The 22,701-nt window shown below is 71.2% G+C and carries 20 protein-coding genes; 1 reads left to right on the forward strand and 19 read right to left on the reverse strand.

What is annotated here, in order from left to right:
* Positions 1–15 precede the first annotated feature (15 nt).
* From Q9R28_RS03485 to Q9R28_RS03565, 17 genes are all read right to left on the reverse strand, one after another.
* A complete protein-coding gene (locus Q9R28_RS03485) occupies positions 16–5,859 on the reverse strand; it encodes an Ig-like domain-containing protein (RefSeq protein WP_311205476.1) in 5,844 nt (1,947 codons plus the stop codon).
* Positions 5,856–7,265, reverse strand: a complete 1,410-nt coding sequence (locus Q9R28_RS03490; protein WP_311205477.1) for a serine/threonine-protein kinase — start codon at positions 7,263–7,265, stop codon at positions 5,856–5,858. The genes Q9R28_RS03485 and Q9R28_RS03490 overlap by 4 nt, the downstream gene beginning before the upstream one ends.
* Before the next feature lie 152 nt (positions 7,266–7,417).
* On the reverse strand, positions 7,418–8,239 hold the full coding sequence (locus Q9R28_RS03495) for a protein phosphatase 2C domain-containing protein (RefSeq protein ID WP_251159746.1): 822 nt from the start codon (positions 8,237–8,239) through the stop codon (positions 7,418–7,420).
* 52 nt (positions 8,240–8,291) lie between these two features.
* A complete protein-coding gene (locus tag Q9R28_RS03500; protein WP_271825792.1) occupies positions 8,292–9,017 on the reverse strand; it encodes an FHA domain-containing protein in 726 nt (241 codons plus the stop codon).
* A 2-nt stretch (positions 9,018–9,019) separates the two neighbouring features.
* A complete protein-coding gene (locus Q9R28_RS03505; RefSeq protein ID WP_251155056.1) occupies positions 9,020–9,631 on the reverse strand; it encodes a hypothetical protein in 612 nt (203 codons plus the stop codon).
* Between the two features lie 108 nt (positions 9,632–9,739).
* Positions 9,740–10,513, reverse strand: coding sequence for a peroxide stress protein YaaA (locus Q9R28_RS03510; protein WP_308301847.1), 774 nt, complete (start codon positions 10,511–10,513; stop codon positions 9,740–9,742).
* Positions 10,507–10,770 (reverse strand): F0F1 ATP synthase subunit epsilon, encoded by a 264-nt coding sequence (locus tag Q9R28_RS03515; protein ID WP_058729238.1) that lies wholly within the window; start codon positions 10,768–10,770, stop codon positions 10,507–10,509. The genes Q9R28_RS03510 and Q9R28_RS03515 overlap by 7 nt, the downstream gene beginning before the upstream one ends.
* A 1-nt stretch (position 10,771) precedes the next feature.
* The gene (gene atpD / locus Q9R28_RS03520) at positions 10,772–12,226 is read right to left on the reverse strand and encodes a F0F1 ATP synthase subunit beta (RefSeq protein ID WP_066654617.1); all 1,455 of its coding nucleotides are present in this window, start codon (positions 12,224–12,226) and stop codon (positions 10,772–10,774) included.
* 46 nt (positions 12,227–12,272) lie between these two features.
* A complete protein-coding gene (locus Q9R28_RS03525; protein ID WP_069710758.1) occupies positions 12,273–13,175 on the reverse strand; it encodes a F0F1 ATP synthase subunit gamma in 903 nt (300 codons plus the stop codon).
* Positions 13,176–14,804 (reverse strand): F0F1 ATP synthase subunit alpha, encoded by a 1,629-nt coding sequence (gene atpA, locus Q9R28_RS03530; RefSeq protein ID WP_066654625.1) that lies wholly within the window; start codon positions 14,802–14,804, stop codon positions 13,176–13,178.
* Positions 14,805–14,913: 109 nt separating this feature from the next.
* Positions 14,914–15,708: a F0F1 ATP synthase subunit delta gene (locus Q9R28_RS03535; RefSeq protein WP_311205478.1), complete on the reverse strand. Its 795-nt coding sequence runs from the start codon at positions 15,706–15,708 to the stop codon at positions 14,914–14,916.
* A 2-nt stretch (positions 15,709–15,710) separates the two neighbouring features.
* Complete coding sequence (locus Q9R28_RS03540; protein WP_066654628.1) at positions 15,711–16,265, reverse strand: F0F1 ATP synthase subunit B; 555 nt, start codon at positions 16,263–16,265, stop codon at positions 15,711–15,713.
* A 9-nt stretch (positions 16,266–16,274) separates the two neighbouring features.
* Positions 16,275–16,511, reverse strand: coding sequence for an ATP synthase F0 subunit C (atpE, locus tag Q9R28_RS03545; RefSeq protein ID WP_027465781.1), 237 nt, complete (start codon positions 16,509–16,511; stop codon positions 16,275–16,277).
* 62 nt (positions 16,512–16,573) lie between these two features.
* Complete coding sequence (gene atpB / locus Q9R28_RS03550; RefSeq protein WP_144411309.1) at positions 16,574–17,359, reverse strand: F0F1 ATP synthase subunit A; 786 nt, start codon at positions 17,357–17,359, stop codon at positions 16,574–16,576.
* A gap of 179 nt (positions 17,360–17,538) precedes the next feature.
* Positions 17,539–18,018 carry a hypothetical protein gene (locus tag Q9R28_RS03555; RefSeq protein WP_251159743.1) on the reverse strand — a complete coding sequence of 160 codons (480 nt, stop codon included), beginning with the start codon at positions 18,016–18,018 and terminating at the stop codon, positions 17,539–17,541.
* Positions 18,015–19,241 (reverse strand): MraY family glycosyltransferase, encoded by a 1,227-nt coding sequence (locus Q9R28_RS03560; RefSeq protein WP_066654629.1) that lies wholly within the window; start codon positions 19,239–19,241, stop codon positions 18,015–18,017. Before Q9R28_RS03560 ends, Q9R28_RS03555 begins: the two co-directional genes overlap by 4 nt.
* Entirely contained in the window at positions 19,238–19,912 is a 675-nt protein-coding gene (locus tag Q9R28_RS03565) for an L-threonylcarbamoyladenylate synthase (protein ID WP_066654631.1), read from the reverse strand. The genes Q9R28_RS03560 and Q9R28_RS03565 overlap by 4 nt, the downstream gene beginning before the upstream one ends.
* A 25-nt stretch (positions 19,913–19,937) precedes the next feature.
* Between Q9R28_RS03565 and Q9R28_RS03570 the strand changes: the two genes are divergently transcribed.
* Positions 19,938–20,597: an HAD family phosphatase gene (locus Q9R28_RS03570; protein ID WP_311205479.1), complete on the forward strand. Its 660-nt coding sequence runs from the start codon at positions 19,938–19,940 to the stop codon at positions 20,595–20,597.
* Between the two features lie 123 nt (positions 20,598–20,720).
* Here Q9R28_RS03570 and prmC read toward each other — a convergent pair whose 3' ends face one another.
* Complete coding sequence (gene prmC / locus Q9R28_RS03575) at positions 20,721–21,596, reverse strand: peptide chain release factor N(5)-glutamine methyltransferase (protein ID WP_311205555.1); 876 nt, start codon at positions 21,594–21,596, stop codon at positions 20,721–20,723.
* A gap of 19 nt (positions 21,597–21,615) precedes the next feature.
* Complete coding sequence (gene prfA, locus Q9R28_RS03580; protein ID WP_066654635.1) at positions 21,616–22,698, reverse strand: peptide chain release factor 1; 1,083 nt, start codon at positions 22,696–22,698, stop codon at positions 21,616–21,618.
* Positions 22,699–22,701: the final 3 nt, after the last annotated feature.

A 22,701-nucleotide genomic window follows, 5' to 3' on the forward strand; every position in this document is an offset into this window, starting at 1 on the left:
TGCCGGGTCGTGACCTTAGCCTGCGGAGGAGGTACTCGGGTCGGTGCCGGACGGCGGGTCGGCCGTGCCGGCGTCCGGGGTGGTGACGGCGCCGCGAGCACCGGTCGGGTCCTGCTGCCCGTTCACGGTTGCCTGCACCACGATCGCGCTGGAGCCTGCCGGGACGGCATCTCCCGTGGTCCACGCCTTGCCGGTCTCCGGGTTCGTGTCGGAGCAGCTCTCGCTCCCGAGCAGCCCGGGTCGGCAGTACGAGATCCGGTAGCCGTCCGGTGCGATGCGCCCGTTGTTGTCCGGCGGGTTGATGACCGGCGCCTGCCCGACGACCGCGCTGACGACGGACGCGCGCGTGGTGAACGCGGTGTCGGTCGCCGGGGCGCTCGACGCGCAGTACTGTCCGTCGGTCGCGCACGCGGTGAACACCACGCTCGTCTCGAGCCCGTAGCCCGCACCCGCCCCGAGCGACGCCGAGCCGCTGAAGCGCACGCGGGGACCGCCGCCCACCGAGTAGTAGAGGTAGGGCGTGGACGCCTGCGCGGTGGCGCGGAGGCCGACCGCCCCGTCGGCGTCGGGCCCACCGGCCGGTTCGACCGTGCCCGTCGGGGCGTCGGGCGTCTGGTAGCCCTGCACGCTGGCCGGCTGCGACGCCGTGCAGAAGAGCCCGTTGTCGGCGAGGGCGACGTAGCGGTACTGACTCGTGATGCGGTCGTTCGCGGACGAACCGTTCCAGACCTTCTCGGCTCCGGCGGTCGAGCACCCGGACGGGATCGGGGTGGACGCCGCGTACTTCGCGATGCGCCAACCGGGGGTCCCGCCGGCCCAGTCGGCCTCGGACGCGCTGAGGGCGACCGCGGTCGTCGATCCGTCCGGCTGTCCCGTGGCCGACAGCTCCGGCGTGCCGGGGGCACCGACGGCCGAGCCGGTGGCCGACGCGTCGTTCCACTGCACCGGGCTGCCGTCGCGGTCGGCGGCGTTCCGGGCGGAGACCCGCACCGTGTACTCGGCGCCGCTCTGCGCGCCCGGGAAGGAGGTGCTCGTCGCGGTCCCGACGTTCTTCGTCGCCGACAGTCCCGGACCCTGGACGGACACGACGTAGTTCGAGACGGACGATCCGCCGTTCGGCGTCGCGACACGGTCCCACGCGACGTCGAGCTGGTCCGGCGTCGCGCTGCTCGGCGTGACGCGCACGCCCTTCGGCGCTGCCGGGACGAAGTCGGCGCTCATCGGCGCGGACTGCGGCGAGGGCTCCGAGTCGCCGACGGCGTTCCGAGCGACGACGGAGAAACGGTACGACGCGGACGGGTCGACGCCCGTCAGGGTGCAGACCGTCGCGGTGCCGCAGTCCTTCGCGACGCCGTTCGTCCCCTGGACCCGGTAGCCGGTGATCGGTGCGTTGTTCGCCTGCGGGGTGGCCCACGTCAGCGTCAGCTGGCCACCCTGGAACGTGCCGGTCCGGGTGGGCGCGCCCGGCGCGTCGGGAGTGTCCTGGACGGCGATGGTCACGTCGCCCCAGACGTACCGGGACGGGTCGTCCGTCGCGTCGGCGACCTGGTACTGCAGGTGCGCGTCGACGGGTTGGGCACGGTCGCCGACGGTGACCTGGAGTCGGGACCGGTCGGCACTGGGCGTCACGCTCACGCCGGCGGGGAGACCGCCCGAGAGTCCGCGGATGGCGACGACCCGCAGCCGCTGGTCGGGGAACGGGTTCGTCGCCTGGTCGTTCGACAGGACGTCGATGGTCGCGGTCGTGCCACGCTCGACGACCGCCCGGTCCGCCCCGGGCTGCACGAGCGGCCTGGTCGAACCGACGATGCCGACCCGAACCACCCCGGCGCGACCGGCGTTCGCGTCGTCCGACACCCCGATGCCGATCGAGGCCGTCGTGTCCTTCCGGGCGTCCTCCGCCACCGAGATCCGGAGCTGCTGGCCCTGCACGGTCGCGGTGGTGCCGGCGCCCGGGCGGCTGACCACCGAGTACCGGAGCTCCCGGAGGTCGTCCGGGTACGGGTAGTCCGTCAGCTTCGTCAGGTCGAGGGTGCGGGAGTCACCGGGCTGCAGGTCGATCGACGACCCGGTGAACGCCGGCGGCTGGTTCGACCGGGGTGTCACCTTGATCGGGAGCACGAGCGTCGCGACGCGGCCCTTGCCGCCGTTCGCGCTCGACCCGTCGGTGACCTCGAACGAGATCGACGCGTTGCCGTAGTACAGCTTCGAGGACGTGAACTGCAGCGTGGACCGGTCGACGACGAGGTCCTGCCCGTTCGCGTGCGTCGCCTTGACGGTCCCGCGATCGGTGATCTGCGCGGTCCGTCCGTTGGCCGTGACCACGTAGCGGTCGAGCGGGATGCGCACGGTGGCCTCGCTCTTCACGGTCACCGCGCCCACGCTGCGGTCCACCTGCGGCAGGGCGTCGTCGAACCCGGGCACGTGGACGAACCCGTAGGCGACGACGTCGGGGTGGTCGCTCCGGGTGACGGAGAACGGCACGACCTGTGACGCGTCCGTCAACCGGATCTCGATCCGACGGTCGCTCGTGACCCGGGCGGTGTCGCCGTACCCGTCGACCACCCCGACCTCGAGGCGGGAGGTCGACCCCTCGGCGAAGAAGACGTTCTGCAGGACGTCGACGGTGACGCTCTCGCGACGCAGGATGTCCTGCAGGTCGAGCGTGGTGTCCTCGACCTCGGGACGGAGCGGCGGGGCGTCGCGGTCGACTGTCACCGTCAGGAACGCGGTGCTGGAACCGCCGCTCTCGTTCGTGACGGTGTAGAGCACCGCGAAGTCGCCCTCGGTCGCCGAACGCGGTGGCGTGACCCGGACCTGGCTGCGGTGGAGCACCTCGGCGGTGACCCCCGGGGCGGTCGGCTCGGCCGCGGTGACGGACAGCTGCCCGCCCTCCGGGTCGGAGTCGTTCTGCAGCACGCGCACGGTCACGGACCCACCGGGGCGGATGGTGACGTGGTCGGCCTGGGCGACCGGGTTCGATGCCTGCTCCGCACGGGGGCTGATGCCGACCCGGATCGTGCCGGTCGCGCGGGCACCCAGCGCGTCGACCACCGTGTAGGTGAACTCGTCGGTCCCGGCGGAGTAGTCCCCGGCGTCGTAGGTCAGCGCATCGGCGGTGACGTCGCTGACCGAGCCCTTCTCGGGGTTGTCGCCGACCCCGACGAGCTGCACCGAGTCGCCGTCGGGATCGGTGCCGTTCAACGGCACGGTGATGCGCACCGCCTGCCCCGCGACCGCGCGCGCCGTCACGGTCTTCGGCACCGGCGGGTTGTTCGTCGCGGCGTCACGCTCGCGCACCGAGATCGACACGGACGCGTCCGCGTACTGCCCGTCCGGACCGTGGACGCGGTAGACCGCGGTGTGGTTGCCGGGTGTGTCCGGGGCGAGGTACCGGAGCCGGTCGCCGGACACGAAGAGCAGCCCGCCGTCACCGGGCACGTTCTGCACGAGCTGCGGGTCGAGCGTCAGCGGCTCGCCCTCCGGCTGGGTGTCGTTCGCCAGCACGTCGATCTCGGCGACGTCGCCGACCCGCACCGTGGCGGAGTCGGACTGCGCGACCGGCGGCTGGATGCGGTCCGGTCGCGGGATCTCGACGACGGTGATCGTCCCGGTGGCGCTGGCCAGACCGTTCGACTCCGTGTACGCGAAGGTCACCGGTGCGTCGAGCGGCGCGGTCAGGGTGACCCGCACGACGTGCTGGTCGAGGATGCTCGCCTCGACCCCGCTGCCACGGCCGGGGCCGTCGAGCGCCGTGACCATGAGCACACCGCCGGCCGGGTCGGTGTCCGTCGCGGTGACGTCGGTGTCCTTCGTCGAGAGGGTGGTCACGAACACCGTCTTCGGCGTCGTGATCGGTGGCGTCGAGGCGTCGGGCGGAGCGAGCACGGAGACGCGCACGACGCCGCTCGCGGTCTTCGTGCCGTCCGTGACGGTGTACTCGAGCTGGTGGTCCCCCGCTCCGGCCCCCTGGACGCGGAACGTGCCCGCGTCGTAGGACGGGGTGACCGTCAGGCCGCTCGACGAGGAGACGCTGGTGAGCGTGACGGCTCCGTTGCCCCCGCGGACGTGGTCGAGCGGCGTCACCGTGAACGCCTTGCCCGCGTAGCCCTGCACGGCGAACGCGTCGGCGCGCAGCGGCACGCTCCCCTGGGCGGCGACACGCACGGTCATCGATCCGCGGCCGGGGTCGCGGCCGTCGCTCACGACGAGCTGGACGCTGCGGTCACCGGTGCGACCGCTCGCGTTGCGGAAGTCGAGCAGCCCGTCCGGTGTCGTGGAGACGCGGTCGCCGTCCGCCGAGGCGGACTCCAGGTAGACCGGGTCGCCGTCGGGATCGACCCAGTCCGACAGCACGTCGGTGACGACGTGCCCGTTCTGCACGACGTCCGCCGAGGTGCTCCGGACCTGCCGCGGTGGCTCGTTCTCGGACTCGGGGCGGACGGTCACCCGGACGGTCGCGCTGGCCGACCCGCCGTTGCCGTCGGTGATCGTGTACGGGAACGAGAGCGTGCCGCTGGCCTCCGCCGTGAGCGAGACCTGGAGCCGCTGGCCGTCACCGACGACGGCGACGCTGCCCTGGCCGTCGGGGACGTCGCCGACCTCGCTGATGACGAGTGGGTCGCCGTTGGGGTCGTAGTCGTTGAGGAGCACCGGCAGGCTGGTCGTGCGACCCGGTCGTGCGCCGAGGTCGTCGTCCACCGCCACGGGCGGCTTCTGCTCCTTGTCCACCTGCGGGTCGTCGTCCGACACCCGTTCCTGCTGCCGCTCGTCGTCCTGGTCGACCAGGTCCGCCCAGTTGTCGATGAGCTGTCCACTGCGGCCGATGGCCCACGACCGCCCACTGCGCGGGTCGTTCGCCACGACGGTGTCGCCGTTGTGCACGATCTGCAGGTCGTCGGCGTCGGCGGTCTGCGCGAGCCGCTGGAGGCCGGTGCCCCGACACGAGTCCATCGCCTGTCCGCCCGCCCACGCGGCGTAGGTGCAGGAGCCGACGACGGTCGGTCGTGCCGCTCGACCCGACACCCGGAGCGCGGTCCGGTCCACCTGACCGGAGGCGGAGACGCGCACCAGCCCGGCCGTCCCGGCGACGAGGACCGTGGACGAGGAGTCCGAGGACCGCTGCAGCGCGGGCGATCCACCGACGCGGTCGCCGAGGTCGACGCTGTCCCCGTCGACCGAGAGCTGCCCCGAGGTGCGGTCGAGCACGGCGACGTGGTCCCCGAAGGACGCCACCTGGAACTCGTGGCTGCGGTCGAACCGGACCTCCCACCGCCGCTCGACGGTCAGCTCGGTGCCGACGTCGACGAGGGAGGCGCGGCCGGTGCGCGGCGAGTACACCGCGACCCGCTCGTCGGAGGCGTCGAGGACGGCGTCGGCGCCGAGGCTCAGGTCGGCCTTCGTGGACGCGTCGAAGTCGGACAGCTCGGCCGCCGGGGTCGCCCAGAGCTCGCCCGTGTCGCCGTTCCCGACCACCGCGGTGTCCCCCGCGAAGAAGACCTGCGGCGAGCCCGCCGGCAGCGTCACGGCATCGCCCACGGTGGCGTCGGCGACGTCGACCTTCGCGACGGTGCCCTTCGTGCCGTCCACGCTGTACACCTCGGAGCCGCGCTGCACGACCGAGAGGTCGTCGCTCGGGGTGTCGACGGCGGTGTTGAGCTCGAGCACGCCGGTGTTCGCGCGCCCGACGGCGCCGTACTCCGCCGACGGCACCCAGACGGTGCCGTCCCCCAGGTCGACCCGTTGGGTGTGGTACCCCGTGGACACCACCGCGGCGGTCGCGACGACGGCGCCGACGAGGATCGACGCGCAGGCCGTGACCGCCGCGGAACGGTGCTCGGCGAGGAACGCCCGGATCACCCGGCACTCCCGATCGTGCCGCACTGTTCGGGACTCGCGGCCCCCGTCCTGCCGTCCCGGTTCACCGCGACCGTGATGCACTGCTCGGTACCGGGATCCCCGGACACGACGAAGGTGGTGCCGGTCTGCTGGCTCGTCGCGCCGGCCGACGTGATGACGTAGGTGTCCCCGGCACGGAGCCCGGGATCGTCCCAGCTGAAGGACACCGAGTCGCCTCCCCCGCGTGCGGTCACGTCGCGCACCGTCGGGACGGACCCCGTGCCGGCGCGCGTCACGAGCAGGACGCTCACCACGGCGAGGGCCGCGACCACGACGACACCGGCCGCGCCGGCGACCACGAGGGTCGAGCGCTTCCGGCGACGCGCGATCGTCGCCGACCCGGTGCGGTGCACGGTGCCGACGCTCTGGACGCCGACGGACGTCCCGCCCCGCACCGCCCGCCGTGTCCGTCGGCGGGCCGCCACACGCGAGGGTGTCTGCAGTTCCCGCACGACGGTCCGGTCGCCCTCCGACGACGGGGTGGCCACCGCCCACGACTCGACCGCCACGTCGGCCGGGGTCTGCGGGATCCCGAGCTCCGCCTCGACCTGTTGGAGCCCGCGGACGAACTCCATCACGGTGGCGGGACGAGCAGCCGCACGACGGGCCATCGCCGTCGCGAGCAGCCGTTCGAGCGACGGGGGCACGTCGGTCCGGCCGGTCGACCCCACGCCGCCCTTGTCGATCCGGTCCATCAGGTCTGCCGCCGAGTTCCTGCCGCCCGGGACCTCGAACGGAGAGCGCCCCGCGAGCAGCGAGTACACGGTCGCTGCGAGCGAGTAGACCTCGGACTGGACGGTGCCGCGGGACTCGTCCCCCAGCACCTCGGGCGCGGACCACGGGATGGACATGCCCACCGGCTCGTCGGGGTCGGCGCTGCCGATGGTCGCGGCGATGCCGAAGTCGGAGAGGACGGGGCTGCCGTACGCGGTGCGCAGGATGTTCGAGGGCTTCACGTCTCGGTGCAGCACGCCCTCGCGGTGGGCCGTCTCGAGCGCGGAGCCGATGCGGACACCGACGGCCAGGACCTCGGACACGGGGAGCGGCTCGCGTCGGTAGCGCTGGCTGAGCGACGACGAGCACAGCTCCATGACGAGGTAGGGACGGCCGTCGGCCGCGATGCTCGCCTGGAACACCGTGAGGATCGCGGGGTGCGTGCTGAGCCGCGCCATCAGGTTCGCCTCGGCCTGGAACATCTGCCGCACGCGCTCGTCCACGACCTCGTCGAGGAGCACCTTCACCGCCACCTGCCTGCGTGGCATGTCCTGCTCGTAGAGGAAGACGTCGGCGAAGCCCCCGGAGCCGAGGACGTGGACGGGGGTGAACCCGGCGATCACCGGCGGGTCGGACGGCAGGCGTCGAGCCATCAGCGTCGTTCCCTTCCCCGGCCCGCGGCCGGCCCTTCCGTTCGTCGCGGCCAGGCCATTCTACGAAGGGCGATCCGACAGCCGGCGGCCGTGGGCGTCCCTGTGGAGGACGACCATCCCCCACTTCGGGGGTGGTCGTACGGGTGCGACGCTCAGTGGCGCGGCAGGGTGTCCTCGACGTCGGAGTCCTCCGGTGCGGTGTCGACCTGCACGACCACCACGGTGACGTTGTCACGACCGCCGGCGACCACCGCGTCCCCGACCAGACGTTCCGCCAGTGCCTGTGCCGCGGGCACCCGGGCCGCGATCCGGGCGATGCCGACGTCGCCGAGCTCCTTGGTGAGGCCGTCGGAGCAGACGATGTAACGGTCCCCCGCGCGGAGCGGCAGGGTCCACCAGTCGGGCTCCGGGGGCTCGCCGAAGCCGACTGCCCGCGTGATGACGTTGCTGTCGGGGTGCTGCTCGGCGTCCTCGGCCCGGAGCAGCCCGGCGTCGACCATCTCCTGCACGACCGAGTGGTCGATCGTCACCCGACGGAGCGCGCCGGACTCGATCCGGTAGGTGCGGGAGTCGCCGACGTTGAAGACCAGCGCTGCCGGCTGCCCGTGGGACGCGACGAGTGCGACCCCGGTCACGGTCGTGCCGGCGCCGAGGGCGTTGCCACCGGCAGCGCGCTCGATGTCGGCGGTCGCGAGCAGCAGCGCGCGCTGGATGTCCTGACGGCTGGTGAAGGCACCGGTGGTGACCTGGTCGAGACGACGGACGACCGCGTCGCTCGCCCGGTCACCCGCGAGGTGTCCGCCCATGCCGTCGGCGACCACGAAGAAGGGTGCGCCGACGAGGTAGCTGTCCTCGTTGTGGTCGCGACGGCGACCGACGTCGGTCGCCGCTCCCCACGAGAGCGTCAGGGGTGTGCCGGCAGCGCCGGGGACGTCGATGGCGTGCTCGGTGGCAGCTCGGCCGAGTTCGGTCACGGTTTCAGGGTCGCTCTCTGGGAGTGGAGGGGCGTGCCGGACGGTGGGTCCGTCACGGGGCCGGCGGGAACGGTGGGAGGCCGTCGTCCGGTCCGGCCCGGAGGTGCGGCGACAGGACCTCGATGACGTTGCCGTCACCGATCTCGACGAGCGTACCCGTCAGGACGACGATCGATGCACCCGCCGTCATCCGGAACGGCGCGGCGCCGGGAGGGCGGACGACGGTCCCGTTCGTCGACCGCAGGTCCGCGACGACGGCGGCCTCGCCCTCGGCGTGCAGCAGCACGTGCGACGACGACACCTGGCCGCTCGGCGACGGGACGGTCACCAGGACCGGCCCGCCGTCGACGACGACGCGCGGCGCGGCGGGCCGACGACCCACCACCAGGGGCCGGTCGAGGCGGACCACCCGGCCGCCGACGCGGACCGACGGGGTCCGTCGGACGAGCGGCCGGTCCCCGGCACGTGGTGCTGCCGCTCCGGGCGGCGCCACCGGTGGTGGACCACCGGGTCGAGCGCGCAGGACCGTGTCCTCGTCGGACGGCCCGGCCCCCGGTCGCGCACCGCGCCCGGGCCGGACGACCGTGTCGCCGTACGGGTCGCCGTACGGATCGTCGTCGAGGGCACCGTCGGCGGCCGCAGCGGCGGCGCCGAGGGCACGGAGGCCGGCGCTCCCCGTGCGGGACGGGTCACGACCTGCGTCGGTCGGCAACGGTCGGGCACCGGGGCGCGCACGGATGACCGTGTCGTCGTCCTCGCGCACCGGTTCCCGCACCATGGTCATCCAACCGTAGACGATCCGGTCGACCCCGTGGGGGTGCCCCACGCCGGTCCGTGGCCGGACCGGACCGCGCGCAGGACCAACCACCCGAAGGGGTCGTCCGGTCGGGAGTCGAGGGCGTGCCGGGCACGGACCTCCGCACGGGCGGACGACCCGAGCGCCCAGGCGCACCAGGCGCCCAGCGCCAGCGCACCGGCCGCCCCCACCGCGACGTCGCCGCCCGGGGCTCCGTCCGCACGCCAGGTCCGCCATGCCGAGGCACACCGGTCGCCGGCCAGCCGGAGTCGCGCGCGGTCCGGCTCCGGACCCGACCCGCCGAGCGCGGGCGGCGTCGGATCGCGGAACGGGTCGAACGGCACGACCGTCCGGGGGTCCGGCCGGTCACGCGCGGCCAGGAAGCCGACCAGCGCGAAGCGGGTCGCGAGGGCGCCGCACGCCGTCGCGACCGCGACCGCCTGCGGTCGGGCGAGCGCTTCCGCGCCGGTGCCTCCACCGGTCGCCGCCTCCGGCGCCACGAGGGCGACGCAGGCGGCACGCAGCGTGACCGCGGCCGCGATCTCGCGCGGGTAGCGCACCAGGGTGGGTGGGAGTCCGTGTCTCGTCGAGGTCATGCACGAGATCGTGACGGGAGGAGCGCCTCCAGACCGGCGCGCCCCGACCCGTCTGTGGACGGCCACGGCCGTCCGGGAGGTTGTGCAGGAGCGAGCGCTGCTCCGCCGTCAGACCCGCGCGGGCTCGAGGCTCTCCGCGACCAGGTCCCAGCCGTCGTCGGTCCGCTCCACCACGACGCCGTGCTCGCCCGCCCACCGCAGGAGCGATGCCGGGTCGCCGACGTCCGCACCGGTCCGTGCGAGCAGCGCGGTCAGTCGACCCTTCGCCGTCTTGTTCCAGTGGTTGAGCGCCCGACGTCGTCCGCCGCCGTCGACACTGACCACCCGTAGGACGACCGCGTCGTCCACGGGTCCGAGCGACCGGTAGCCCTCGGAGCGCAGGTCGAGCACGAGACCGCCGGTCCGAGCGCCGAGCACGTCGCTGGACGGTCCCGGCCAGTGCTTCGCGAGCCGGAGCGCACCGAGCCTCGAGTCGTGCGAGAGCCGGTACGCCGGGATGTGGTCGCCCGCACCGATCGGTCCGAACATCGCGGACTGGACCAGCACGTGGTCCGTCCACCAGCGACGTGTGGCGTCGTCCGCGCCCGTGGCGTCCAGCGGGTCGTAGAGCACGCCCGTGTAGCGCTCGACCGCCGGCAGTGTCGGCGCGGTGTCGAGCTCGAGGTTGCGGAGGCGCTCGGCCACCGACTTCGGTCCGAGCTTGAGGGCCGTCCGTGCCGTGGACTCCTCGGAACTGACGGAGCGGGCCGCGGTGATCACCGCGGCCCGCTCGTCGGCCAGTTCCGGGAAGGACAGCGCACCCAGGTCGAGGGTGCGTGCCGTGTCCCCGCCCTCCCGCTTCGTCTCGGACGGCGGGAGGAGGACGGTCAGTCCGGTCAGGATGCCAGCGCGGCCTGCCGCGCCACGATCGTGACCGTGTCGTGCTCGACCGACAGGAAGCCGTCCTCGGCGTCCGCCGTCACCGTCGAGCCGTCGGCCCGGGTGATGCGGACCTGGCCCTGCGCGAGGGTGGCGAGCAGCGGCTCGTGCCCCGCGAGGATGCCGATCTGGCCCTCCGTCGTGCGTGCCACGACCATGGTGGCGTCGCCCGTCCAGACCTCACGGTCCGCCGAGACGACGCTCACGGTGAGTGCCGCCATGTCAGCGGTTCTCCTTCTGGATCTGCGCCCACTTCTCTTCGACGTCGTTGATGCCACCGACGTTGAAGAAGGCCTGCGTCGCCACGTGGTCGAACTCGCCGTCGGCGATCGCGCGGAAGGACTCGATCGTGTCCTTGAGCGGGACCGTCGAACCCTCGACACCCGTGAACTTCTTGGCCATGTAGGTGTTCTGCGAGAGGAACTGCTGGATGCGACGAGCGCGCTCCACCGTGATCTTGTCCTCTTCGGAGAGCTCGTCGACACCGAGGATCGCGATGATCTCCTGCAGCTCCTTGTTCTTCTGCAGGATCTGCTTGACGCGCGTCGCCGTCTCGTAGTGGTCGGCACCCAGGTACCGGGGGTCCATGATCCGCGACGTGGAGGTCAGCGGGTCGATGGCCGGGTACAGACCCTGCGACGCGATCTCACGCGAGAGCTCGGTCGTGGCGTCGAGGTGCGCGAACGTGGTCGCCGGAGCCGGGTCGGTGTAGTCGTCGGCCGGCACGTAGATCGCCTGCAGCGAGGTGATCGAGTGACCACGCGTCGAGGTGATGCGCTCCTGGAGCACACCCATCTCGTCGGCGAGGTTCGGCTGGTAGCCCACCGCGGACGGCATGCGACCGAGCAGCGTCGAGACCTCGGAGCCGGCCTGCGTGAACCGGAAGATGTTGTCGATGAAGAGGAGCACGTCCTGCTTCTGGACGTCGCGGAAGTACTCCGCCATCGTCAGCGCCGACAGGGCCACGCGCAGACGCGTTCCCGGCGGCTCGTCCATCTGGCCGAACACGAGGGCGGTCTTGTCGAAGACACCCGCCTCTTCCATCTCACCGATGAGGTCGTTGCCCTCACGGGTGCGCTCGCCGACACCGGCGAACACCGACACACCACCGTGGTCCTGCGCGACGCGCTGGATCATCTCCTGGATGAGGACCGTCTTGCCGACGCCCGCACCACCGAAGAGGCCGATCTTGCCACCCTGCACGTACGGCGTGAGGAGGTCGATCGACTTGATACCGGTCTCGAACATGGTGGTCTTCGACTCGAGCTGGTCGAAGGCCGGCGCCTTGCGGTGGATCGGCCAGCGCTCGGTGATCTCGAGCTTCTCGTCGGTGTTGAGCACGTTGCCCAGCACGTCGAAGACCTTGCCCTTGGTGACGTCGCCGACGGGGACCGAGATCGGGGCGCCCGAGTCACGGACCTCCTGACCACGGACCAGGCCGTCGGTCGGCTTCAGCGAGATGGCGCGGATCAGGTCGTCGCCGAGGTGCTGCGCGACCTCGAGGCCGATCTCCTGCGACGAGTCACCGATGGTGATGGTCGTGTACAGGAGGTTGTACATCTCCGGGATGGCGTCGTGCGGGAACTCGATGTCGACGACGGGACCCGTGACACGGGCGATCCGGCCGACACCGGGCGCCGACGACGTCTCGACCGCGGTGGTGGCGGTGTCGGTCATGGCTGGTGCCTTCCTGAGGGGTTCTGTCCGCGAGCTTCGCGGACCACTACTTCTTCTTCGACGAGAGGGCGTCGGCGCCGCCGACGATCTCGGAGATCTGCTGGGTGATCTCGGCCTGACGCGCGTTGTTCGCGAGACGGGTGAACTCGCTGATGAGCGAGTCGGCGTTGTCACTGGCGGACTTCATGGCCTTCTGCCGGGCGGCGTGCTCGGAAGCGGCCGACTGCAGCATGGCGTTGAAGATGCGGCTCTCGATGTAGACCGGGAGCAGCGCGTCGAGGACGGCGTCCGCATCGGGCTCGAACTCGTAGAGCGGCAGGGGCTCACCGTTCGACGGCTCCTCCACACCCTCGACGACCTCGAGCGGGAGCAGGCGCACGACCTGCGGCTCCTGGGTCGCGAGGCTGATGAACCGGTTGAAGACGATGTGGATCTCGTCCACGCCGCCCTCCGCCGTGTCCTGGAGGAACTTCGACACGACCGCGTCGCCGATCTCCTTCGCCGTCGAGAACTCCGGCTGGTCCGTCCCGCCGATCCACTGCCGCTCGGACGGGCGCTCGCGGAACGCGAAGTACCCGACCGACTTGCGACCGACGAGGTAGAACACGACGTCCTTGCCCTCGCTGCGGAGCAGGGAGGCGAGCTCCTCGCCCTGCTTGAGGACGTTCGAGCTGAACGCGCCGTTCAGGCCGCGGTCCGAGGTGAACAGCACCACGGCTGCGCGGGTCGACGACTCGGGCTCGGTGGTCAGCACGTGGTCGACGTTCGAGAACGTCGCCACGGCCGACACGGCCCGCGTCACGGCCCGCGAGTACGGACCGGACGCGGCCATGCGCGCCTGTGCCTTCTGGATCCGCGACGCCGAGATCAGCTCCATCGCGCGGGTGACCTTCTTCGTGGTCTTCGCCGACTTGATGCGCTGGCGGTAGACCCGGACCTGTGCCGCCATCTAGCGACGACCCTTGACGATCTGCTCCTGGTCGACGTCCTCGGCCTGGGCCGCGTCGAACGACTCCGAGCCGAGCGTCTTGCCGTCGCTCGTCTGGAAGCCCTTCGTGAAGGCGTCGATCTCGCGGTCCATCGCGGCGACGGTCTCGTCGCTGAGCTGGTTCGTCTCACGCAGGGTGGTCAGGACGTCGGAGTTGCGACGCAGGTGCTCGAGCAGCTCGGCCTCGAAGCGGAGCACGTCGGGGACGGGCACCTCGTCGAGCTTGCCGTTCGTGCCGGCCCAGATCGAGACGACCTGCTCCTCGACCGGGTACGGCGAGTACTGCGGCTGCTTGAGGAGCTCCGTCAGGCGCGCACCACGGTCCAGCTGGCGACGCGACGCCTGGTCGAGGTCGGACGCGAACATCGCGAACGCCTCGAGCGAGCGGTACTGCGCGAGCTCGAGCTTGAGCGTGCCGGAGACCTTCTTGATCGACTTGACCTGGGCGTCACCACCCACGCGGGACACCGAGATGCCCACGTCGACGGCCGGACGCTGGTTCGCGTTGAACAGGTCCGACTGCAGGAAGATCTGGCCGTCGGTGATCGAGATCACGTTGGTCGGGATGTAGGCCGAGACGTCGTTCGCCTTGGTCTCGATGATCGGGAGACCCGTCATCGAACCGGCACCGAGGTCGTCGGACAGCTTCGCGCAACGCTCCAGCAGGCGGGAGTGCAGGTAGAAGACGTCACCCGGGTAGGCCTCACGGCCCGGCGGACGACGCAGGAGGAGCGACACCGCACGGTAGGCCTCGGCCTGCTTCGACAGGTCGTCGAAGATGATCAGGACGTGCTTGCCGCCGTACATCCAGTGCTGGCCGATGGCCGAACCGGTGTAGGGGGCGAGGTACTTGAAGCCGGCCGGGTCGGAGGCCGGGGCGGCGACGATGGTGGTGTACTCCATCGCACCGGCGTCCTCGAGCGCACCCTTGACGGAGGCGATCGTGGAGCCCTTCTGGCCGATGGCGACGTAGATGCAGCGGACCTGCTTGTCCTCGTCGCCCGACTCCCAGTTGGCCTTCTGGTTGATGATCGTGTCGATCGCGATGGCCGTCTTGCCGGTCTGGCGGTCGCCGATGATCAGCTGACGCTGGCCGCGGCCGACGGGGATCATCGCGTCGATGGCCTTGATGCCGGTCTGCAGCGGCTCGTGGACGGACTTGCGGGACATGACGCCAGGGGCCTGGAGCTCGAGGGCACGGCGACCCTCGGCCTGGATCTCGCCGAGACCGTCGATCGGGTTGCCGAGCGGGTCGACCACGCGACCGAGGAAGCCGTCGCCGACGGGAGCCGAGAGGACCTCGCCGGTGCGGGTGACCTCCTGGCCCTCCTCGATGCCGCCGAACTCGCCGAGCACGATGGCGCCGATCTCGTCCTCGTCGAGGTTCTGCGCGAGACCGAGGGTCCCGTCCTCGAAGCGGATGAGCTCGTTCGCCATGACGCCGGGCAGGCCCTCGACGTGCGCGATGCCGTCGCCCGCGTCGGTGACGTGCCCGACCTCGGCCGTGGAGGCCTTCGTCGGCTCGTAGTTCGAGACGAAGTCCTTCAGGGCATCACGGATCTCATCGGGGCTGATGGTGATGTCTGCCATGGGATTTTCCTTGTTGGTTTCCGGGGCCCTGCGGCTCCGAGAGGGTGATGCTGCCCGGTGAGGGACAGTTCCCGTTGTGGACTTGGAGGGGTCGGCTTCGACGGTACGCTCAGCCGGCCAGCTGGAGCCGGAGCTCCGACAGGCGCGTGGACACCGTGCCGTCGATGACGTCGCCACCGACCTGCACGCGCATCCCGCCGACGACCGCGGGGTCGACGACCTGGTTGACGCTGATGTCCTTGCCGTACCGCTCGCTGATGCCGCGGGCGACGCGAGCCGCCTGACCGTCCGAGAGCGGGGCCGCGGTGGTCACCGTGGCGACGAGCTTGCCGGCCTGGTCGGCCACGATGCGCGAGGCATCGCGGACGATCTCACCGATGCGGCGGCCGCGCGGCTGCTGCACGAGGTGCTCCAGGATCGCGGTGGTCTGCGCCGAGACCTTCGAACCGACGAGCCGCTGGACGAGCGCAGCCTTCTCCGACGGGCTGCCGAGCTTCGTGCCCAGTGCCAGCTCGAGCGCCGCGTCCGAGCGGACGGCGGTCTCGAAGGAGAACAGCTCGGCCTCGATCGACGTCTCCGACGATGCGGTTCCGGCGACGGCGCGGATGCCCGCGTCCTCGACACCCGCGAGCAGGTCCGACGGCGAGGACCAGCGCGAGCCGGCCACCGCGGTCAGCACCGCACGCGTCGCCTCGGACTGACCGGCGAAGACGCGGTCGATGAGGACCTTCTTGCCGACGACGTCCGCGGTCGGGTCCGCCAGCAGTCCGAGCAGCTGGGACGAACCGGCGATCGCACGCCCGGTGGAGAGGATCTCGATGCCCGTGGCGAGGTCGATCGACCCGCCGAGGTCAGCGAGGACCGCCCGCGTGGACGAGAGTGCGGACCGCGTGGCGCTCCGCATGCTCAGCGCTCCCCGGCCGGCTGGCCCTGGGACGCCTCGAGGTCGGCGATGAAGCGGTCGACGACCGCAGCCGACTTCGCGTCGTCCCGGAGGGACTCACCGATCACACCGGAGGCGAGGTCGAGGGCGAGGGTGCCCACCTCGCTCCGCAGCGACTGGAGCGCGCTCTGCCGCTCGGCCTCGATCTGCGCCTGGGCGTTGGCGGTGATGCGTGCTGCATCTGCCTGCGCCTGCTCGCGGACCTCGTTGCCGATCGCGGTCGCGTCGGCACGGGCCTGCTCACGGATGCGCGAGGCCTCGGCACGCGCGTCGGCGAGCTGCTTGTTGTACTCGTCGAGTGCAGCGGCGGCCTGCTCCTGAGCGGCCTCCGCCTTCTTGATGCCACCCTCGATGGCCTCGGTGCGCTCATCGAGCATCTTCGTGATGCGCGGCGTCACGACGCGCCACATCACGAGGAAGATGATGACGAAGGCCACCGCGGACCACACGATGTCGTACACCGGTGGGATCAGCGGATTGTGGGTCTCCTCCGCCGCGATGATGAGTGCAGTCTGCATCGAGAAGCCTTAGTTGGTGAAGATGAAGTACGTCGCGATACCGATGAAGGCCAGGGCCTCCGTGAAGGCGATACCGATGTACATGAGGGTCGTCAGACGGCCCTGGAGCTCGGGCTGGCGAGCGACGGACTCGATCGTCTTGCCGACGACGATGCCGACGCCGATGGCCGGACCGATCGCAGCGAGGCCGTAGCCAACCGTCGCGATGTTGCCGTTGATCTCCGCGAGAACGGTCGTTGCGTCCACGTGTTTTCCTTTCGAGTGCGGCCCGACGGATGTCGTGCCGTATGGGGGTCAGAAGGGGTCGGTCAGTGCTCGTCAGCCAGCGCGAGCTGGATGTACACAGCGGTCAGCAGCATGAAGACGTACGCCTGCAGCAGCGCGACGAGGATCTCGAAGAAGCTGAACGCGATGCCGAACGCCAGGGTCCCGATGCCGAAGAGCTTGAAGAGGCTCTCGGCGTCGAAGAAGAAGAACCAGGTGGCCGAGAAGAAGAGCACCAGGAGGAGGTGACCCACGACCATGTTCATGAGCAGTCGCAGCGTCAGCGTCACCGGACGGAGCACGAAGGTCGAGACGAGCTCGATCGGCGTCACGATGATGTAGAGCGGCCACGGGACACCGGGCGGGAAGAGCGCGTTGCGGAGGAACGTGCCCGGGTGCTTGCGGAGGCCCGCGTAGATGAACGCGACGTACGCGACGATCGCCAGGATCATCGGCATCGCGATGCGGCTCGTGCCGGCGATGTTCATGAACGGGATGAGACCCGTCAGGTTCATGAACAGGACTCCGAAGAACACCGTGGCCAGGAGCGGCAGGAAGCGCTTGCCGTCCTTCTCACCGAGGTTGTCGAAGGTGTTGCGGCGGACGACGTCGAACGCGTACTCGATGAAGGCCTGTCCGCGGTTCGGGACGAGCTTCAGGGCACGGGTCCCGACGAACGCGAAGACGAGCAGCACGGCCACCGCGAACAAGCGGATGAGGACGATGCGGTCCATCTCGATCGGGGTCCCGGCGAAGAAGATCGGGTCCGGGAAGAACTCGTTGATCGACGGACCATGGAATTCGGCGGCCTTGCTGCTCCCCGCCGCCACGGTGTTGGCCGCGGCGGTGAGGGACAGGGGAAGAGCGTGGGATAGCAGCGCTGTCTCCTGTGTCGGCGCGCGCACACACGGCACGCGATGGTGGACTTTGTGGAGGCTCGTCCGCTCCGAGCGAGGCTCCGGACGCGGACTTCGAGAAGCCTATCAGGTGCGAGAGGCTTCTCGGGCTCTCAGGGCCGTGGGGTGTCGTTCCCAGGATCGACCGCGTCGCCGGGCAGGCGCACCCCGATCGGGATGCGGGCCTTGGCGACCGCCACCACGTCGATCACGAGCGACCCGACGACGCCCGCGATGATCACCACGGCGAGCACCGGGAAGTCCACCCAGGCACGGTCGCGCAGTGCGAGCAGGACCACCAGGAAGAGCACGAACTTCAGGATCCACGTCCCCATCACGATCCCGAAGAAGGCGCCCGAGATCATCTGCCCCTTCGACACCCGGAGGGCGACGAGCACCGAGACCGCGGTGAGCCCGAGGAACACCACGCTCAGCACGGCGCCGAGCAGGCCACCGGCGAGTCCGGGCGTCCCGGCGACGACGAGCCCGACGACTCCCCCGACGACGGCCAGGCCGACGGCGAGGAGGGCCGCCCAGAGGAGGATCCGGCGGAACACCGGCCGGACGTGGTCGAGGGCGTTCGGTGCGGTCACGAGGGGTCTCCAGGGATCGTTCGGTCGTTGGCGGCGCGGTCGAGCGGATCGAGGCTGGCGTCGACGACGGTGTTCGAGCGGGTGGCGGCCTGCGCGGCGAACTCCGCGCGCTTCCGGCCGAGCGGGGCGAAGGTGGCGATCGCGCACACGGTGAAGCCGATCGCGACGACGGTGACCACCCAGTACCACTCGACGAAGAGGAACAGCAGGCACCCGACGGCGACGGTGGCCGTCCACGCGTAGAAGATCAGCACGGCGTGGAAGTGGGAGTGCCCCATGTCGAGCAGACGGTGGTGCAGGTGCTTCCGGTCGGCCGAGAACGGCGACTTGCCCGCGCTGAGCCGACGGGTGACGGCGAGCCCGAAGTCGAGGATCGGCACGATCAGGATCGCGAAGGGCAGCAGGATCGGGATGAACGCCGGCAGCAGGGCCTGGCGTGTCGAGATGACCGCGGGGTCGATGTTGCCCGTCACGGACACGGCGCTCGTGGCCATCAGGAACCCGACGAGCAGCGCGCCGGCGTCGCCCATGAAGAGCTTCGCCGGGTGCCAGTTGAGGACGAGGAACCCCGTGCAGGCACCGACGAGCACCGCCGTGAGCAACGAGGGCAGGTTGAAGAAGAACTCCGTCTGCACGACCACGCGGTTGATGAAGAACGTGTAGAGGAAGAACACGCCGCCGGCGATGATCGCGACCCCGGCGACGAGGCCGTCCAGACCGTCGATGAAGTTGACGGCGTTCATCACGAGCACGACGGCGAGCACGGTGAAGATCAGGCTCATGTAGGACGACCCGACCCCGAGCGTGTTGCCGATCGGCAGCGACACGATCGCCACGCCCTGCCAGGCCAGGATCCCCGCGGCGATGATCTGCCCGGCGAGCTTCGTCATCCAGTCGAGGTCCCAGATGTCGTCGGCGACACCGAGCACCACGATGATCGTCGCACCCGCGAGCACCGCGATCACGCGCCCGGGTTCCGAGAACACGAGCCGGAAGTAGTCGGTCCCCGCGATGGAGGGGAAGAGGAACCAGGCCGCCAGCAGCGACACGATCACGCCGAGGTACATCGCGATCCCGCCGAGCCGCGGTGTGGGCGTGCGGTGCACGTCGCGCTCGCGGACCTTCGGGTACCAGCCGTAGCGCAGGCCGAGCTTCCACACGGCCCAGCTGCAGACGAAGCTCACCACGGCCGCGATGGCCCCGGCGAGCAGGTAGTACTTCACGTGACGAGGTCGGCTCCGACGACCCGGACGATGTCCTCGTCGGCGATCACCCCGTGTCGGACGATCGTCAGCTTCCCGCCGGTCGAGAGGCCGGTCGCGTCGACGATGGTCGACCCGGTCGAGGCGGCGAAGCCGTCGTGCACCGCGAGCGGTCCCCCGTCGAGGTAGACCGACACGCTGTCGCCGAGCATCGACTCGGCCCGGTCCACGTCCATCGCGGCAGGGTCTCCGGTCGAGTTCGCGGAGGAGACCGCGAGCGGTCCGACCTCCTGCAGCAGCTCGAGGGCGATGCGCGAGTCCGGCATGCGGAGCGCGACGGTCCCCCGGGTCTCCCCCAGGTCCCAGTCCAGCGACGGTTGCGCGCGCAGGATGACGGTGAGCCCGCCGGGCCAGAACTCGTCGACGAGGTCGCGGACCTGCTGCGGGATCTCGGTCGCCAACGCCTCGAGCGTCGGCGGTCCGGGGATCAGCACCGGGGGCGGAGACTGGCGGGTGCGGCCCTTGGCGTCGAGCAGGCGCTGGACGGCGGTCGCGCTGAAGGCGTCCGCCGCGACGCCGTAGACGGTGTCGGTCGGGACGACGACGAGTTCTCCCCGGCCGAGGGCGGCACGTGCGAGCCGCATCCCGGTCAGGAGCCCGTCGGGGTCGGTGCAGTCGTATCGGGAGGCCATGACTCGACGATGATAGTGCGACACAATGGACGGCATCGTGAACGAGACGCCCGCGCCCCGACTCCTGTTCCTCTTCGACATGGACGACGTGCTCGTCCGGTACGACTGGCGGGTCCGGATGGCGGCCCTCGGTGAGTACACCGGACACTCCTTCGAGGAGCTCCGCCGACGCTGGTGGGACTGCGGCCACGAGTCCCGTGCCGAGGCCGGGCACTTCCCCGACGGGGACGCCTACCTCGCCGCCTTCGCCGAGGCGATGGGGTGTGCGGTGCCCGAGGCGGACTGGGCGCGCATCCGCGGCGCGGCGATGACCGAGCTGCCCGAGCGCATCGAGGCCGTCCGGATCGCGTCCGAGCACGGCCGTGTCGGCCTGCTCACGAACAACGGTCCGCTCGCGGGCCGGTGGATCGGGACGTGGGCACCGTCGTTGCCGCCGCTCTTCGGCGAGCATCTGGACACGACGAGCAACTTCGGCGCGCGCAAGCCCGAGCCCGAGGTGTTCGAACGGGCGCTCGCGCACCACGGTGTGCCCGCCGAGCGCGCGTTCTTCGCCGACGACATGCCGGTCAACGTCGAGGCGGCCCGCGTCGTCGGCATCCACGCGGTCCTGGTCGAGGAGCACACCGACCTGCGCAGAGCGGTCCGCGCCTTCGTCGCAGCCCAGCAGCGGGTCGCCACCGCCTGACCCGTCACGCCCGCGACACGCAACGGGCGCGGTTCCTCGCAGCACAGTACCGCTGCGCAGATCCGCCGAGGTCGCGTCGTGCGGGGACCGGGACGACGGCCGGGAGGCCCGGAGCGACCACGCCTAGCGGGTGGCGGTGGTCGTGCGGTCGCGCCCCGTCAGGTCGACGTGCGTCTCCGGGGACCGGAACCCCCGCCGTGCGAGCACGTCGCGCACGCCGGCGCCCTGCTGCTCGGCGTGCTCGATGACGAGGAGCCCTCCCGGGACGAGGAGCCGCCAGGCGGTGTCGGTGAGTGCCCGGACGGCGTCGAGCCCGTCGGGTCCCCCGTACAGCGCGAGCGCCGGGTCGTGGTCGCGGACCTCGGGGTCGACGGGCACCATGTCGTCGGGGACGTACGGCGGGTTCGAGACGACGACCGAGACCGTGCCGTCGAGCTCCGGGAGCGCGTCGGCGAGGTCGCCCTCGACCAGTCGGACGGTGCCGCCGTGCGCGTCGATGTTGCGCCGGGTCCAGGGCAGCGCCTCCGGTGACCGCTCGACCGCGTAGACGAGGGCGTTCGGCACCTCGGTGTCCATCGCGACGGCGATCGCCCCGCTGCCGGAGCCGAGGTCCACCGCCACCGGCTCGGCCACCGCGGTCGCACGCAGTGCGTCGATGCCGAACTGCACGACGCCCTCGGTCTCCGGGCGCGGGACGAAGACGCCCGGCCCGACGGACAGCGTCAGCGCCCGGAAGTGCGCCTCGCCCGTGATGTGCTGCAGCGGCTCGCGGGTGGTGCGACGGGCGACGGCGTACCGGAAGCGCTCGACGTGCTCCGCCGCGATGGCGCCGCCCGTCAGGGCACGGGCCTGCACGGCACCCCGCGACGTGTCGGTCGCCCAGGCGAGCAGGAGTTCGGCGTCGACGCGCGGGGTCGGGACACCGTGCGCGACGAGCGCAGCGGTCGCCTCGTCGAGGAGGCGATCCGCTGCGGACGTGGGTCGGCTGTCGGAGGTGATCCGTGCCTCCAGACCGGGCCTAGGCGTCCTGGTCGCCGATGGCGGCCAGGCGTGCCTCTTCGTCCGCCTGGATGGCGGACCGGACGACGGGCTCGAGCGCACCGTTCATCACGCGGTCCAGGTCGTACGCCTTGTACCCGGTGCGGTGGTCCGCGATGCGGTTCTCCGGGAAGTTGTACGTGCGGATGCGCTCCGAACGGTCCATGCCACGGATCTGCGACTTGCGTGCGTCCGAGGCGATGGCGTCGAGCTCCTCCTGCTGTCGCGCGAGGATGCGGGCGCGCAGGACGCGCATGCCGGCCTCACGGTTCTGCAGCTGGGACTTCTCGTTCTGCATCGCCACCGTGATGCCCGTGGGCAGGTGGGTAATGCGGACGGCGGAGTCGGTCGTGTTGACCGACTGCCCGCCGGGGCCGGACGACCGGTAGACGTCGATCTTGAGGTCGTTCTGGTTGATCTGGACCTCCTCGGGCTCGTCCACCTCGGGGAACACCAGCACGCCGGTGGTCGAGGTGTGGATGCGGCCCTGCGACTCGGTCGCCGGAACGCGCTGCACCCGGTGCACACCGCCCTCGTACTTCAGGTGCGCCCAGACGCCCTGGGACGGGTCGGTCGCGTTCGACTTGATCGCGACCTGCACGTCCTTGTAGCCGCCGAGGTCGCTCTCGGTCCGCTCGAGGAGCTCGACCTTCCAGCCCTTCGTCTCGGCGTAGTGCGAGTACATGCGGAGGAGGTCGGCCGCGAAGAGCGCCGACTCCTCACCGCCCTCACCGCCCTTGATCTCCATGATGACGTCGCGGCCGTCGTCCGGGTCCCGCGGGATGAGCAGCCGGCGGAGTCGCTCCTGGCGCTCCGACAGCTGCTCCTGGAGCGCCGGGACCTCGTCCGCGAACGCCTCGTCCTCGCGGGCGAGCTCCTGGGCGGCGGCGAGGTCGTCCCCCGCCGCCTGCCAGGCCTCGTACGCGGCCTTGATCTGGTTGAGCTCGGCGTACCGCCGGTTCACCTTCTTCGCGCGGGCCGCATCGGCGTGGAGCGCGGGGTCCGACAGCTGCTGCGTCAGGTCCTCGTGTTCCGCCAGCAGCCCGGCCACCGACTCGAACACGCG

Source organism: Curtobacterium sp. BRD11, from assembly GCF_031844345.1.
Classification (GTDB): Bacteria; Actinomycetota; Actinomycetes; order Actinomycetales; family Microbacteriaceae; genus Curtobacterium.